Source organism: Kordiimonas marina (genome assembly GCF_023006325.1).
Lineage (GTDB): Bacteria > Pseudomonadota > Alphaproteobacteria > Sphingomonadales > Kordiimonadaceae > Kordiimonas > Kordiimonas marina.
In genome coordinates, this window is sequence record NZ_JAINDF010000001.1 from 264,031 (window position 1) to 278,435 (window position 14,405).

Sequence of the window (14,405 nt, forward strand, 5' to 3'; positions counted from 1 at the left end):
AATGACCGTCACGAAACACTATGTAACCGCTCAAGAGCTCTTGGACGATTCGTTCCAGCTCGGCGTCAAAATCCTGAAAAGCGGCTTCAAGCCGAAATTCATCGTCGGTGTCTGGCGTGGCGGCACCCCGACCGGCATCGCCGTGCAGGAAATCATGGATTATTACGGTATCCATACCGACCATATCGCCATCCGCACCTCCAGCTACATCGGGATGCAGCAGCAGAAAGAGGTCAAGGTTCACGGCCTCGAATATATCGTCAACAACATCAACGCCGAGGACAGCCTCCTCATCGTCGATGACGTGTTCGACAGCGGCCGTTCGATCGCCGCGATCATCGAGCACCTGAAGGCGAAATGCCGCCGCAACACCCCGGAAATCATCAAGATCGCCACGGTCTTCTACAAGCCCGCGCGCAACGTCACCGACCTGGAGCCGGATTTCTACTGCCATGAAACCGACGACTGGCTGGTGTTCCCGCATGAGCTTTCGGACATGAGCCTCGCGGAGATCAAGGAACATAAGGGCCTCGACCTCCCGGACATGAAATTCTGAGGAACGGGAGCCGCGGCGCCATGAATTACGACGACGTCCAGGCCTGTGCGGGCTTCATCCGCGAACGCTTCACCGGCGAGATGCCCAAGCTTGCCATGGTGCTCGGCAGCGGGCTCAACAGCCTGGCTGATGCCCTCGAAGACGCCACCGTCTTCTCCTACGCTGACCTGCCCGGTTTTCCGAAGCCGACGGTGGAGGGCCACGCCGGCCGGATGCTGATCGGCAAGCTTGGCGACAAGCCGGTCATCTGTATGCAGGGCCGCGCCCATGCCTATGAAGGCCACCCGGCGGAAAAGCTCGGCTACGCCACCCGCGTGCTGTGGGCCCTCGGCGTCGAGACGCTGGTGCTGACGAACGCGGCGGGCAGCCTGCGCGAAGAAGCCGGCCCCGGCAGCCTGATGGCGATCACCGACCATATCAATTTCTCGGGCGTCAACCCGCTTGTCGGCCCGAACGATGACCGTATCGGCCCGCGCTTCCCGGATGTCAGTGAAGCCTGGAACAAGGCCCTGACCAAGAAGCTGCTGGCGTGCGCGAACGCGCTCGGTATTCCGCTTCATAGCGGCGTCTACCTGATGGCGAAGGGCCCGAACTTCGAGACCCCGGCAGAAATCCGTGCTTTCAAGGTTTGGGGCGCCGATGCCGTCGGCATGTCGACCGTGCCGGAATGCCTAGTCGCGCGTCACTGCGGCATGAAAGTGGTTGGCATCAGCTCGATCACCAACCTCGCCGCCGGGATGCAGGGTGAGCTCACGCACCATGAAACCATGGAATATGGCGCCATCGCCGCCGTGAACCTGGAGAAGCTGCTGCGCGCCTTCGTCGCCGACGTGCTTTAGGCTTCAAACCATTCAGACATGAAAAAGCCCGGCTGGTTTGGCCGGGCTTTTTTGTTTGGGCTTTAAAGGGGCAAGGCTCAGTAGCTCTTGCCGCCTTCGTTGGCATCGCCATACGGCACCCAGATGTTTTTGACTTCCGACGCGCGGTCCATCAGCACACGGGTCGCCATCTGCTTGGCGTCGAACCAGTCATAGGCCTTGCCGTAGCTGACCCACGTCCGTTTCATATTATCGGCCGCGGCCTTTTCAATGGCAGCCGAGCCTTCGCGGTCCCCGAAGTACCAGACGGCATCGATGCCGTAATGCTTGGCAAGCGGCATCGCCATGGCGTCACGCGCGCCGGTGACGATGTTGACCACCCCGCCCGGCAGGTCGGAAGTCTCGAGGATCTGGTAGAAGTCGGTCGCGAGGAGCGGATAGCGCTCGGACGGGATCACCACTGCCGTGTTGCCCGCCGCAATCGCGAAGGCCGTCAGCGTGACGAACGCGAGGAGCGGTGCTTCATCCGGGCAGATGATACCGATGGTGCCGATGGCTTCATTCATTGCCAGCGCGACACCGCGGATCGGCGGCTGGTGCACGGCACCGTCATGCTTGTCGGCAATCGCCGCGGCAGAGAACAAGCGCTGGATCGACAGCTCGACCTCAGCCGTCGCAGCCTTGCCGCTCACGCCCGTGAGCTCGCTTAAGCGGTCCGCGAACTCGTCCGCGCGGGCGCTGAGGTTCTCGGCGACATAATAGAGGATTTGCGCCTTCAGGTGCGCGGTCGTGCCCGCCCAGCCCTGTGCCTTGGTCGCGGCCTCAACCGCGTTGCGGATATCCTTATAGTTGCCGTCGCCTACGAGGCCCGCGAACGCGCCTTTATGGGTGGCAATGGCAACAGAATCACCGCCATCCGGCCGCGCCTGCTTGCCGCCGATATAATGCTTGGCGGTACGGTCCACGCCCGGCATACCGCCGGACGCTTTCGGCTTGGCGACGTCGGCGGGCTTGGCGACCGGTTTCCACTCCTTCAGGCCCTTTTCGAACTTGGGCTTCAGGTAGGCGAGCATACCTTCGCGGCCGCCTTCACGCCCGAAGCCGCTTTCGCGGTAACCGCCGAAGCCTGCGGCGGCATCGAACATGTTAGTGCCGTTGATCCAGACCACCCCGGCCTTGAGGGCGGGTGCGACTTCAAGCGCGCGCGACAGGCTTTCCGACCATACGGTGGCGGCGAGGCCATAGCGGGTGTTGTTGGCCAGCGCCACGGCTTCCGCCTGCGTGCGGAAGGTGATGGCGGTCAGCACCGGGCCGAACACTTCTTCCTTGAAGAGGATATTGTCGGTCCCGACATCGGTCACCAGCGTCGGCGGGTAGAAGACCCCGTGTTCCGGCATGTCACACGGCGCGTGCCATACGGTGGCGCCCGCGGCTTTGCCTGCGGTCACCATCTCATGGATGCGGTCTTTCTGGACCTGATCGACCACCGCACCAATGTCGATGCATTTATCGAGGCTCGGGCCCACACGCAGGGTTTCCATCCGGCGCCGCAGCTTCTCGAGGAAGCGTTCAGCGATGCCTTCCTGAACGAGGAGGCGGGAGCCCGCGCAGCAGACCTGACCCTGGTTGAACCAGATGGCGTCCACAAGGCCTTCAATGGCGCCGTCGATGTCGGCATCTTCGAAGACGATGTAAGGCGACTTGCCACCCAGCTCGAGCGTGAGCTTCTTGCCCGTGCCCGCGATAGCGCGGCGGATGATCTTGCCGACCTCGGTCGAGCCGGTGAAAGCGACCTTGTCGACATTCGAATTCACCAGCATGGCGCCGGTGTCGCCCTCACCGGTGATGATATTGACGACCCCCTTCGGCAGGCCTGCTTCCTCACACAGTTCCGCGAACTTGAGCGCAGTCAGCGAGGTGAATTCCGCGGGCTTGAGGACCACGGTGTTCCCGGCGGCGAGCGCGGGGGCCACTTTCCAGGCCAGCATCAGCATCGGGAAGTTCCACGGGATCACTTGGCCTGCGACACCGACGGCTTCATGGTCCGGGAATTCCTCATCCATCAGCTGCGCCCAACCGGCGTGATGATAGAAATGCCGCGCGACCAGCGGGATGTCGATATCCCTGCTTTCGCGGATCGGCTTGCCGTTATCCAGGCTCTCGAGCACGGCAAGGATACGCGAATGCTTCTGCACTAAGCGCGCCAGCGCATAAAGATACCGCGCACGGCCATGCCCGCCGAGCGACGCCCATTTGCCTTGCGCCGAACGGGCGGCGGCAACGGCGGCATCCACTTCGGCCTGACCGGCGGCGGTCAGGTCCGCCAGCTTTTCGCCGCTTGAAGGCGCATAGGTCGCAAAGGTTTTCGCGTCCGCGGGCTGCACCCACTTGCCGTCAATAAACAGGCCGAAACGGCCGTCGTGCGCCTTCAGCCACGCGTCTGCGTTCGCCCTGCTTTCGGGCGCCGGGCTATAGTCCATGGTTTCGAACTTCTCTTTCACAGTCATCGTCTGCTCCCTAGCCCATCGGGTGGCGGTAAGCGGCGGAGTAGCCGCCGAAGGCATGATATTCCAGTTGGCGCTCAAGGTCACCGAGAAGGCTGGACGCGCCGAAGCGGAACAGCTCCGGCGTGAGCCAATCCCGGCCCAGCTCTTCCTTGATGAGCGTGAGGTAAGCCACAGCGTCCTTCGCGGTCTTGATACCACCCGCAGGCTTGTAGCCGACCTTCTGGCCGGTGCGCTGATAGAAATCACGGATCTGGCGGATCATCACCAGCGTGACCGGCAGCGTGGCGTTCACACCTTCCATGCCGGTCGAGGTCTTGATGAAATCGGCTCCCGCCATCATCGCGGTCATCGAGGCCTTGCCAACCTGCGTGAGGTTGCCGTGCTCGCCGGTCGCCAGGATGGCTTTCATCAGCGCCGGGCCACAGGCTTCCTTGAAGGCTTTCACTTCATCATACAGCGCCTGCCAGTTGCCCGTGAGCACATGACCGCGCGTGATGACGATATCGATCTCGCCCGCGCCTGCAGCAACCGAACGGCGGATTTCCTCAAGCCGGGTTTCAAACGGCGCGAGACCTGCCGGGAAGCCGGTCGAAACCGCCGCCACCGGCACGCCGGTGCCCTCAAGCGCCTTCACCGCAGTCGGTACCATTTCATGATAGACACACACAGCCCCGGTGGTGAGCTGCATGTCACCCACGCCCAACGCGTCCATGATGTCTTGGCGGACAGGGTGCGCGGCCTTGCGGCACAGGCGCTCCACCCGGCCCGGCGTGTCATCCCCCGCGAGCGTGGTGAGGTCGATACAGCTGATCGCCTTCAGCATGAACGCAATCTGGCTGTCCTTCTTGACCGAGCGGCGGCCCATAAGCGAGCCGATACGGCGCTCAACCGCGCTTTTGTTGACACGGATACCATCCAGCCAGTCGGCATGGAAAGCGGTACCCCGATTGATCGAACCTTCAGGTGTCATGACCTATCCCGATAAGAGTGCGAAAACTTCGCGACACAAAGCCAAATCCTGACCCTATGGTCAAGAAATGATTTAGGCGTCTTCTCCATTTTTCAGCCGACTGGCGATAAGGAGCAACACACCGCCGATGAAATAGCCGAGGGCCAGCCGGTGTGGCAAGGTTTCCATATTGCCGTCCAGGTGCGGCATCGCCCACGGCAGATACATGCCGGAGGACGGCAGAACCGAATGGATGATGCCGAATTCGGTGAACAGCGCCGCCGTGAAGGCAGCAATGGCCGCGCGGATAAGCTTGCGGTCGATGATCCAGACCACCAGCGCACCCCAGATGAGACTGGTGAGGATATAGCCCCGCGCCATCGCGCCCAGCACATAATAGTCCTTCATCCAGTCCGGGCTGAGCGTGTGGGCGGCCGACCCGATCCGGCCCATCAGGTCGGAGACTTTGGTGTAGGCGTAATTGAGGATGCCCGGCACGGTGGCGAACAGAAGCGCCGGCGCATGGCGGATATCGGCGCCCGAGAAAGCGAGGCGCAGGATGTCACAGGCGACGACGACGAAGATCGGCTTCAACACCGCTTCCGGCATCATTTGCGAGGCGAAGGCGATAACGCCGAGGAAGCCGAAGATGGTGGCAATACCGGCGGCCCCGAGCGCATAGCCCGTGCGTGCGCCCATGCGCTTGTAGGTGGCGTGGCCGAAGTAAGGCGTGGTCTGTACCACCCCGCCCATCAGCGCGCTGACGGCGGTCGCCGCCGCATCGAGCCGCACGACTTTACCCGCGTCAAAATCATCCCCGGTGATCTTCGCGCCCGCAACCACATTGACGCTGCTCGCGGCAATCAGAAGTGCGAAGGGTACGATGATGCCCAGCTTGTTGGTCACGTCACCAAAGACGGCCATATAGCCTTCGAGCGTCGGGGTCGGCAGCGCCGGGGACAGGGACGGCAAACTGTGGATGACATAGCCGTCACCCGCGCCCGCGAACGCCAGGATATAATAAAGCGCCGTGCCGCCGATGATGGCAAACACCGCACCCGGCAGGTTGAACGGCAGCTTGTGCCCGGCAATCAGCGCGAACATCATGATGACCAGCGACACGATACCCACTTCCGGCAGCGAGAAGACACCATAAAGCGCCTCAGCCCCCAGCCAGACGGTGGCGATACCGGCCATGGCGCCCACAAGCGCCATCTGCGGCAGTTCGCGCTGCATGGCGCGGCCGAAGAAGGACAGGCCGAACTTCACCGCCGCCATCCAGACCGTGCAGGCCATGCCGAGGACCCAGGCCTTATGCGCGGCGGCGTCCGGCCCGAGCGTGGCGACATTGGCGGCGAAGGTCGGGCCGAGGATGAAGAAGCACATGCCGAACTCGGTCGGCAGGTCCATGCCCACGGGGATGCTGGTCAGGCGCGGGTTGCCCGTGGCCTCGCGGGTTTTGCGGGTCAGCCAGTACATGGCGATGTTGCCGAACAGGATACCGGCGACCGAGCCGGGGATGATACGCCCGAACACGACCTCGGTCGGAAAATGGAAGCCGCCGATCAGGATGCTCGCGATCACGAACAGGTTGACGGTGACATCCAGAAAGAAGGCCATCCCGGCATTGAGGTCCGCCGCGAATTGCGACGTGGGCGCGTCCATCTGAAACGCCGCCGTTTTAGTCTCTGACATACTGGTCCCCTGATCCCACTTTTAAGTTTCGTATGTTTCGTAACGTCTTTTAATTGAAGGATGTTTTCTTGCGCTTCGGTATGCGCTCCTCATCCTCGAACGTGCGGAAGCGTTCCTCCAGCTTCCACTGAAGCCGCGCCTTTTCGCTTGTCCTCAGGAAGGCTTTGCAGTCTGCCCCAGCTTTAAGCGCGCCTTCCACATCTTTTTCGCAGGCCCCATTCGTCCACAGGCTGGCGCCGGGAAGGAAGCTGTAGGTCAGCGAATTCCGCGACGCATGGCGCATCTCGAAATACGGGATGTGGTAGGTGGTATAGTAGCGCATATATTCGTGCGTCAGGTCGATCCGCGACACGCCTTCGTCATCGGTCGAGAGGGCATAGGGCACATCCTTGTCCCGGTAGAGGATCAGCGGATGGTTCTTGCCCTTCACGCCGAGGATGACATCGTTGCTGGTGAGGTTGATCTCCACCATGATGTGCTTTTTGGCCATTTCATCCAGAAGCTGGTCGGAATTGTCCTCATAGGCGATATCGACACCGTGGCCGATGCGCTTGGCGTGGCCGATCTCGATCGCCTGTCTTATATGGAAGCGCAGCTCATCCGGTCGCACCATGCCCGGCACCAGTTCCCCGGCATGCAGCGCAATATTGCGCGGGCCGAGGTGGCGGTAGAGATAATCGATCATGCGCATATGAAGCGTATAGTCCCGGAGCGCGATATAGCCGTCCTCCGGCGCCACAAGGTTGGCGCCGACGACCATCGGGTCTTCCTTCATGACTTCCCAGCCCAGGATGAACTGGCCGAACACCATGGCCGGGTTGAATTCACGGATCACCTGATGGAGGAAGCGGATTTTCACATCGCAGCCGGGCTTGGCGTCCTTGGTGCCGCATTTCAGAAGCTCGTCCTTGCGCTTCATGGCAGCGCTGATCTGACTGCGGACAGACGCCACGAGGTCGGGCATCGCCTTGCCGAACTTGCCGTCCATCAGGGTTTTATAGTCCTGATCCAGGTTGCCCGAGAGCTTGACGTCGGACAGAAGCGGGAACAGCTCCGGGAACACGATGGTTTCCATCAGCTCCAGATACAGCACATTCTGGTGCCCTGCCCGGTTCGCCACCATGGCAAGCTCGTCCCCCAGCCGTTTGGGGTCCACATTGATGCGGTTGAAGGTCTCGAAAAACTGGTCATGACCCGACCAGCCGTTTTCGGGCGCGTAGGAGCGCACGGACATGGCGTTGATCAACCGGCGGCGGTCATCGGCGTTATTCTGGGCCTCATCGGCGGTGATCCAGCCGCTGGCCGCACAGGTTGCCGCTGCCTTGAACTTGATCGCGGGCTTCTTCATATCGACACAGAGGCCGTCCTCTGCCGCCCACTTGAGCCATGATTCGGCATAAACGGCACCGCGCAGGTGGTTATGCAGGTCGCCGCCCTTCGGGAACGCCGCCATCACCTGGCGGAGGCGGCCATTATTTTCGGCCCAGCTGATGGTTGCTGCCGCCGCTCGCGCCTTTAAGGCCTGCGGGTTATCGGCGACGGCCCCTGTGGTCCCGGCGCTGATGACGGCCAGAAGGCCCAGAGCCGCTAGCCCGATCTTGCGTACCTGCATATTTTCCTCCCAGCCACTTGCCCGCGCGGTCCGATCCGCCTAGGCTCTCGCCCGCACCACCTATTTCGGCGGCGCATCATACTCTCTAAAGGCAAGACCATAGGGCGCCCAAGGCATGGCCAAACTTTATTTCTATTATTCCGCAATGAATGCGGGCAAAACCACGACGCTTCTGCAATCCAGCTTCAATTATCAGGAACGCGGCATGAATACCATGTTGTTCACCGCCGCGCTGGATGACCGCTTTGGCGACCCGAAAATTTCCTCCCGCATCGGCCTGGATGCCAACGCGCACCTATTCGATGCGGACGTTGACCTTTTTGTCAAGATTGCAGATGCGTTAAAGACGCGCCCGATCCACTGTATTCTGGTCGATGAGGCCCAATTCCTGAAAAAAGAGCAGGTTTTCCAGCTGGCCTCCGTGGCGGACAGCCTCAAGATTCCAGTACTGGCCTATGGCCTGAGGACCGACTTCCAGGCCAACCTGTTTGAAGGCAGCCAGTGGCTTCTCGCCGTCGCCGATGAACTGCATGAGCTGAAGACCATCTGTACCTGCGGGTCGAAGGCCACCATGAACCTGCGCATCGACAGCAAGGGCAACCCGGTCAGGGAAGGCCAGTCGATCGAGATCGGTGGCAACGACCGCTACATCGCGCTCTGCCGCAAGCATTTCATGGAAAAGCTCAGGGGGCCCGCCGGCGCTTGAGGCCGAAATCCCGCCGGTGAAAACGGTGATAGATAAGCACAAAGCCCGATAGCGCGAACAGGACGGCGCTGAGGGCAGCGGCCATGACGAGCGGGTGGTTGAAATCCTCCCGGCCTTGATAATCCATGATGTGCAGCATCCAGAAAAAATCATAGACCCGCCAATAGGCGTTGCGGCGCGCGACGACCCTGCCTTCGGTGGGGGAGACATAAAGCCTCGTGTTGTCCGCATCCGCGAAGGCCACCTGCCACACCGGCAGCGGCCCGCGGTAATCAACAGGCTGAGCCTTGAGCAGCGTTGCCCCTGCAACATCCCCCTTGCCGCTGAAGTCCGCCTTGGCGACAGCGACTGCATGGTCCCGGCTAAGCGGTGACAGCGACTGCCCTGTTTCGGCGTCCAATAGGTGCAAGCCCCCTGGTGTACGGACTTCGGCCGCGAGATGACCGCCAAGCCTGCGGGCCTTCAGGGACTGGATGTCTCCATGCAAGGCAGCGAGGCGAGAAACCTGGTCCGTGCTCAGAACTGGCGCAGCTACTTCAGCCACATTGCCTTCCCCGCGCACAAGCCCGATCGGCAGCCAGGTCATCACCAACCCGCCTGTGGTCCAGGCAAGAAATTGAAGCCCGACGATCAAAGCGATCCATTTATGGATTTTGCTCGCGAGCAGATGGACTTTCGACGCCATGTTTCCTCCTTGTCCCCATTGAGAACAAAAAAGACATCATAGATAAACATGAGACAACCCTGAAAAGCACTCTTCCCTCCAAAACCCCAGAATTCCGCCATTCCGGCAAAAATCAATGAAAACCATTATTTTCCAGTAAGTTACCCTTGATATTGTGCGTCAAATAAGTCACAGTATGACAGATTAGTTACGAACGTTACTTTCGTTTAGTCACTTTCCACTACGTCCTTCCCCACCATTTCGTGTCTACTTTTCGTTGCGATTTTCCCGATAGGGGAGAAATTGCCTGGGGAACACGGGGGTCGTTTCCTACAAAGCGGCGCCAGCCCCGGATAATCACAAAAACAAGTGGAGGAAGTGGCAATGAAAAATCATCTTGCCTCTAATAGAAAAGGTCAGCTGCTTGCAAGCTGCGCTCTGTTGAGCCTGAGCTTCGCGACGGCGGCTCACGCTCAGGACACCACGAGCGACAAAGCCAAAAAAGCTGATCAGCCCAAACAGATTGAAGAAGTGGTCGTAACGGGTTCCCGTATTCGCCAGAACCCGCTCGAAGCCAAAGCGCCCGTGCAGGTCATGTCCGCCGAGGACATCGACCAGTCCGGTGTTGTTGGCATCGCTGACTTCCTGCAGCGCCTGCCGATCGCCGGTTCAGCCATCAACCGCACCAACAACTCGTCCGGTAACCTCGGCTTCCCGCCGGATGGCTCCGGTATCGGTGCCGGTGCATCGGAAGTCGACCTTCGCTACCTGACCTCCAAGCGCGTTCTCGTGCTTGTCGATGGCAAGCGCTGGGTCCGCGGTTCGTCCGCATCGGGCGTTTCGGGGGCTGTTGACCTCAACACCATCCCGACCGGCGCCATCAAGTCGATCGAAGTCCTGCAGGACGGCGCCTCGACCATTTATGGGTCCGACGCCATCGCAGGCGTGGTCAACATCAAGACCAGCGACAATTACGACGGCATCCACGGCAGCGCCTACTATGGCCTTTACGGCCAGGGCGACGGCAAAACCCAGGAATATGACGTTTCCTTCGGTGCAAAAGCCGACAAGGCCCGGATGTTCCTGGATGTAAGCTATGCCAAGCAAGGCGGTATTTCCGCAGGCGACCGTGACATTTCGGCCTACCCGATCCCGGGTCAGACCTTCGGCGCTTCCTCGGGTACCCCGCAGGGCCGCTTCCTGTTCACCGACCCGCGTAACGGCGAGACGATGAACCTCACCATCAACGATGGTGTTGGCGGCGTTCCGTCCTACGACTATGCGGACCCGACCGGCGGCGATTTCCATAACTTCGCCCTGGCTGACCGCTTCAACTACCAGCCTTATAACTATCTGAGCACGCCGAACGAGCGCGTAAATGTGTTCGCCAAGGCTGAGTATGACCTGACCGACACCATCACCTACCGGGTGCTGGCTGCGTTCAACAACCGCCAGTCCACCAGCCGTGCAGCGCCTGAGCCGCTGTTCTTCGGCCCGGACGGTGGCGGTGGTCACTGGATGGAAAACGTCTCCATCTCGGCCAACAACCCCTACAACCCGTTCGGCATTACGCTCGATAGCAGCAACCTGATCTTTATCGGACGCCGTCCGATCGAGGCTGGCCCGCGTGTCTTCGAGCAGAATGTCAACACCTGGTACATCGCCAACACCATTGACGGTTCGTTCAATGCTGGCGGCAAAGACTGGTACTGGGATGTGAACGCTGTCTGGTCGCAGAACAACGCAAGCCAGATCAAGCACGGCGCCTTCAACGCCCGCAAGCTGTTCGATGCCCTGGGCGACCCGGCAGCCTGCTCGGCCATTCCGGGCTGTGTACCGTTCAACCTGTTCGGTGGCCAGGGTGCTGACGGCAACGGCAGCATCACCAAAGCCATGCTGGACTATGTCACCTTCGCGCAGAAGGACGTCAGCCAGCAGAAGCTTCTGGATTTGACCGCCAACCTGTCCGGTAGCGTTGCTGACCTGCCTGCAGGCCCGCTCGGCGTTGCTGTCGGTTGGGAATACCGCGAAGAGCAAGGCTCCTTCACCCCGGATGCGATCGTATCTTCGGGTGAAACCGCGGGTGTTCCGGCCAGCCCCACCGCCGGTAAGATCCACAGCAAAGAAATCTACGGCGAGACCAACGTTCCGCTTCTCTCGGACGTGTCTGGTGCCAAACTGCTCGCCCTCGATGCAGCCTTCCGCTGGTCGGATTACAGCACCTCGGGCAGCAACACCGTCTTCAAGGTCGGTGGCGTTTGGCAGGTTAACGACGACCTGACCTTCCGCGGCAACTGGTCCGAAGGCTTCCGGGCACCGAATATCGGTGAACTGTTCAACAGCGGTTCGCGTTTCGATGCCGGCATCACCGACCCGTGCGACAGCTCGGACGGCGTTGTTCCGGATAACTGTGCGACCTTCGGTCTTCCGGCTGACTATAACCAGCCGAACCCGCAGATCAGCGTCACCACCGGTGGTAACCGCAACCTGAAACCGGAACAGGCGAAAACCTGGACCGCGGGCCTGACCTACAGCCCGAAAGGCCTGGCGGACAGCATGGGTGTCGACCTGATCACCTTTGAAGCCAACTACTATAACATCAAGATCAACGACGCCATCCAGGCGCCTGACGCTGCGGACGTTCTGAACCGCTGTGTTGATACGCTCGACCCGACCGCTTGTGGTGCGATCACCCGCTCCTCGACCGGTACGGTAACGCGGATCGACGGTATCCTTCAGAATATCGCCAGCATCAAAACCAGTGGTCTTGACTGGTCCATCGCGCTGAATACCACGCCGGCGGACTGGGGCCAGATGCGCTTCAAGTGGGTGAACAGCCACCTGTTCAAGTATGAGCAGACGACCCCGACGGCGGACGGCTTCCAGGTGCAGGACCTGGCCGGTGAGGAACTCGGTTCGCCGACCCGCGCTTACGTCAAGTGGAAGTCGAGCCTCCTGGTTGACTGGACGCTGGACGAATGGTCGGCTGGTGCCACCTTCCGCTACATCGACACGGTCTGGGAAGACTGCACGGGCACGGTTGCCGACTTCGGCTTCACCAACCAGTGTACGACCCCGACCCGCAACAAGCTGAAGGGCCGTCTCTATACCGACCTGCAGGTTACGTACCGTCCGACAGACCTGAACGACAAGGTGGGCATCACCTTCGGTGTTCAGAACCTGCTCAAGACGGCAACGCCGATCTGCTACAGCTGTGACCTGAACAGCATGGACGGCACCATCTATCCGGTACCGGGCCGCTTCTTCTACGGCCGGATTTCCTTCACGCTCTAACGCGTCAGGAATTCATCCAAAACATAAAAAAGGGAGCGTCCCAACCGGGGCGCTCCTTCTTTTTCAACCGACGTGTCGGTGAGGCTTAGCCAGCGTTGTAGCCCAGCACGGATTTGAGCTCGAGAAAGTCGGCGAAACCATGGTCGCCCCACTCCCGGCCGTTACCGGACTGCTTGTAGCCACCGAACGGCGCCGTCAGGTCGCCCTGGGCGCCATTGATGTAAACCATGCCGGTCCGCATCCGCGAGGCAACGCGCTGGGCACGGGCCAGGTCCTTGGACTGCACCGCACCCGACAGGCCGTAGACGCTGTCGTTGGCGATGCGGATGGCATCTTCGTCATCCTCATACCCAATGATTGACAGGACCGGGCCGAAGATTTCCTCGCGCGCGATGGTCATGTCCGGGGTTACATTGGCGAAGACGGTCGGCTTCACATAGAAGCCACCTTCCGGGCACCCGGCGGGCAGGTCCGACCCGCCAACCACGAGCCGCGCGCCTTCCTTGACGCCGATCTCGATCATGTCCTTGACCTTCTGGAACTGCGCCGAATGCGCAATCGGCCCCATGGTGGTGCCTTCCTTGTTCGGGTCACCCGGAACAACGGCACCGACAGCCTGGCCCGCGATCGCGGCGGCTTCGTCCATGCGGCCATGGGGCACCAGCATCCGCGTGAGCGCGGTACAGGTCTGGCCGGTGTTGCGCATCACGCCGACGGCACCGGCCGACACGGCCTTTTCGAAATCGGCATCGTCGAGGATGATATTGGCCGACTTGCCGCCCAGTTCCTGCGCCACGCGCTTGATGGTGGCGGCGGCGTTGGCCTGAACGGCCGCGCCCATGCGGGTGGAACCGGTGACGGACATCATGTCGATGCCCGGATGGCCGGACATGGCGTTGCCAACCGAATGGCCCTCGCCGTATACGACGTTATAGACACCCGCGGGGACACCCGCCGCATCCATGATTTCGGTAAACAGCTGGCAGCTATAGGGCGCCACTTCAGACGGCTTCAGCACCATGGTGCAGCCGGTCGCCAGCGCAGGGGCCACCTTGCAGGCGATCTGGTTGATCGGCCAGTTCCACGGCGTGATCATGCCGACAACGCCGATCGGTTCCTTGCGGATGCGGGTGGTGCCGCGGTCTTCATGGAAGCTGTAGGTCTTCAAGGCTTCATAGGCGACCATCAGGTGGCCGAGGCCGGACGGCGCGTGCGCGCCCGAAGCCCAGGCTTTCGGAGCGCCCATTTCCTCGGTGATGGCCTCAGCCATATCACCCATGCGTTTTTTATATTCTTCGATCACCCGTTCCATCAGCGCCAGGCGCTCTTCCCGGGTGGTCTGGCCGAAGCTTTCGAAAGCCTCGCGCGCGGCGGCGACTGCCTTGTCGACGTCGGCCTCGGTGCCGAGCACCATGGTGCCGGATTTGGCGCCCGTGGCCGGGTTGACGATATCGCGCACATCCGTGCCCGCGGGCGCCACCCATTCACCGCCGATATAATGCTTATCAAGCTGCCGCATGATCTTTCTCCCTGAAAGCTGAAACTGAGAAGGTACTATGGAATTGACCTGTTAAATGGGGGTTACAGGCAGGCGGGGCAAGTCA

At 61.0% G+C, this 14,405-nt stretch carries 10 protein-coding genes; 4 read left to right on the forward strand and 6 right to left on the reverse strand.

All coding sequences use genetic code 11. The features are described 5' to 3' along the window. The first annotated feature begins 1 nt into the window (after position 1). Complete coding sequence (locus K6118_RS01270) at positions 2-556, forward strand: phosphoribosyltransferase (protein WP_247118313.1); 555 nt, start codon at positions 2-4, stop codon at positions 554-556. 20 nt (positions 557-576) lie between these two features. After that, positions 577-1,395: a purine-nucleoside phosphorylase gene (locus tag K6118_RS01275; RefSeq protein WP_247118314.1), complete on the forward strand. Its 819-nt coding sequence runs from the start codon at positions 577-579 to the stop codon at positions 1,393-1,395. A 77-nt stretch (positions 1,396-1,472) separates the two neighbouring features. On the opposite strand, the gene K6118_RS01280 is transcribed toward K6118_RS01275, so the two are convergent. The 4 genes from K6118_RS01280 to K6118_RS01295 form a co-directional block, all read right to left on the reverse strand. Continuing rightward, positions 1,473-3,881: an aldehyde dehydrogenase family protein gene (locus K6118_RS01280; RefSeq protein ID WP_247118315.1), complete on the reverse strand. Its 2,409-nt coding sequence runs from the start codon at positions 3,879-3,881 to the stop codon at positions 1,473-1,475. Between the two features lie 10 nt (positions 3,882-3,891). Next, complete coding sequence (gene deoC / locus K6118_RS01285; RefSeq protein WP_247118316.1) at positions 3,892-4,851, reverse strand: deoxyribose-phosphate aldolase; 960 nt, start codon at positions 4,849-4,851, stop codon at positions 3,892-3,894. Positions 4,852-4,923: 72 nt separating this feature from the next. Continuing rightward, complete coding sequence (locus K6118_RS01290; RefSeq protein ID WP_247118317.1) at positions 4,924-6,525, reverse strand: SulP family inorganic anion transporter; 1,602 nt, start codon at positions 6,523-6,525, stop codon at positions 4,924-4,926. A gap of 49 nt (positions 6,526-6,574) precedes the next feature. Further along, positions 6,575-8,137 (reverse strand): adenosine deaminase family protein, encoded by a 1,563-nt coding sequence (locus K6118_RS01295; RefSeq protein ID WP_247118318.1) that lies wholly within the window; start codon positions 8,135-8,137, stop codon positions 6,575-6,577. Positions 8,138-8,252: 115 nt separating this feature from the next. Between K6118_RS01295 and K6118_RS01300 the strand changes: the two genes are divergently transcribed. Continuing rightward, positions 8,253-8,843 (forward strand): thymidine kinase, encoded by a 591-nt coding sequence (locus K6118_RS01300; protein ID WP_247118319.1) that lies wholly within the window; start codon positions 8,253-8,255, stop codon positions 8,841-8,843. Here K6118_RS01300 and K6118_RS01305 read toward each other — a convergent pair. Beyond that, entirely contained in the window at positions 8,821-9,528 is a 708-nt protein-coding gene (locus K6118_RS01305) for a PepSY domain-containing protein (protein ID WP_247118320.1), read from the reverse strand. The two genes, K6118_RS01300 and K6118_RS01305, sit on opposite strands and share 23 nt — an antisense overlap. A 363-nt stretch (positions 9,529-9,891) precedes the next feature. Between K6118_RS01305 and K6118_RS01310 the strand changes: the two genes are divergently transcribed. Continuing rightward, positions 9,892-12,801: a TonB-dependent receptor plug domain-containing protein gene (locus tag K6118_RS01310; protein ID WP_247118321.1), complete on the forward strand. Its 2,910-nt coding sequence runs from the start codon at positions 9,892-9,894 to the stop codon at positions 12,799-12,801. 85 nt (positions 12,802-12,886) lie between these two features. Here K6118_RS01310 and K6118_RS01315 read toward each other — a convergent pair whose 3' ends face one another. Further along, positions 12,887-14,320, reverse strand: a complete 1,434-nt coding sequence (locus tag K6118_RS01315; RefSeq protein WP_247118322.1) for an aldehyde dehydrogenase family protein — start codon at positions 14,318-14,320, stop codon at positions 12,887-12,889. Positions 14,321-14,405 lie beyond the last annotated feature (85 nt).

Coding starts and splice junctions, on each gene's coding strand:
- deoC (WP_247118316.1), bottom strand. CDS start 4,851: ATGACACCTGAAGGTTCGATCAATCGGGGTACCGCTTTCCATGCCGAC.
- K6118_RS01300 (WP_247118319.1), top strand. CDS start 8,253: ATGGCCAAACTTTATTTCTATTATTCCGCAATGAATGCGGGCAAAACC.
- K6118_RS01275 (WP_247118314.1), top strand. CDS start 577: ATGAATTACGACGACGTCCAGGCCTGTGCGGGCTTCATCCGCGAACGC.
- K6118_RS01310 (WP_247118321.1), top strand. CDS start 9,892: ATGAAAAATCATCTTGCCTCTAATAGAAAAGGTCAGCTGCTTGCAAGC.
- K6118_RS01290 (WP_247118317.1), bottom strand. CDS start 6,525: ATGTCAGAGACTAAAACGGCGGCGTTTCAGATGGACGCGCCCACGTCG.
- K6118_RS01315 (WP_247118322.1), bottom strand. CDS start 14,320: ATGCGGCAGCTTGATAAGCATTATATCGGCGGTGAATGGGTGGCGCCC.
- K6118_RS01270 (WP_247118313.1), top strand. CDS start 2: ATGACCGTCACGAAACACTATGTAACCGCTCAAGAGCTCTTGGACGAT.
- K6118_RS01295 (WP_247118318.1), bottom strand. CDS start 8,137: ATGCAGGTACGCAAGATCGGGCTAGCGGCTCTGGGCCTTCTGGCCGTC.
- K6118_RS01305 (WP_247118320.1), bottom strand. CDS start 9,528: ATGGCGTCGAAAGTCCATCTGCTCGCGAGCAAAATCCATAAATGGATC.
- K6118_RS01280 (WP_247118315.1), bottom strand. CDS start 3,881: ATGACTGTGAAAGAGAAGTTCGAAACCATGGACTATAGCCCGGCGCCC.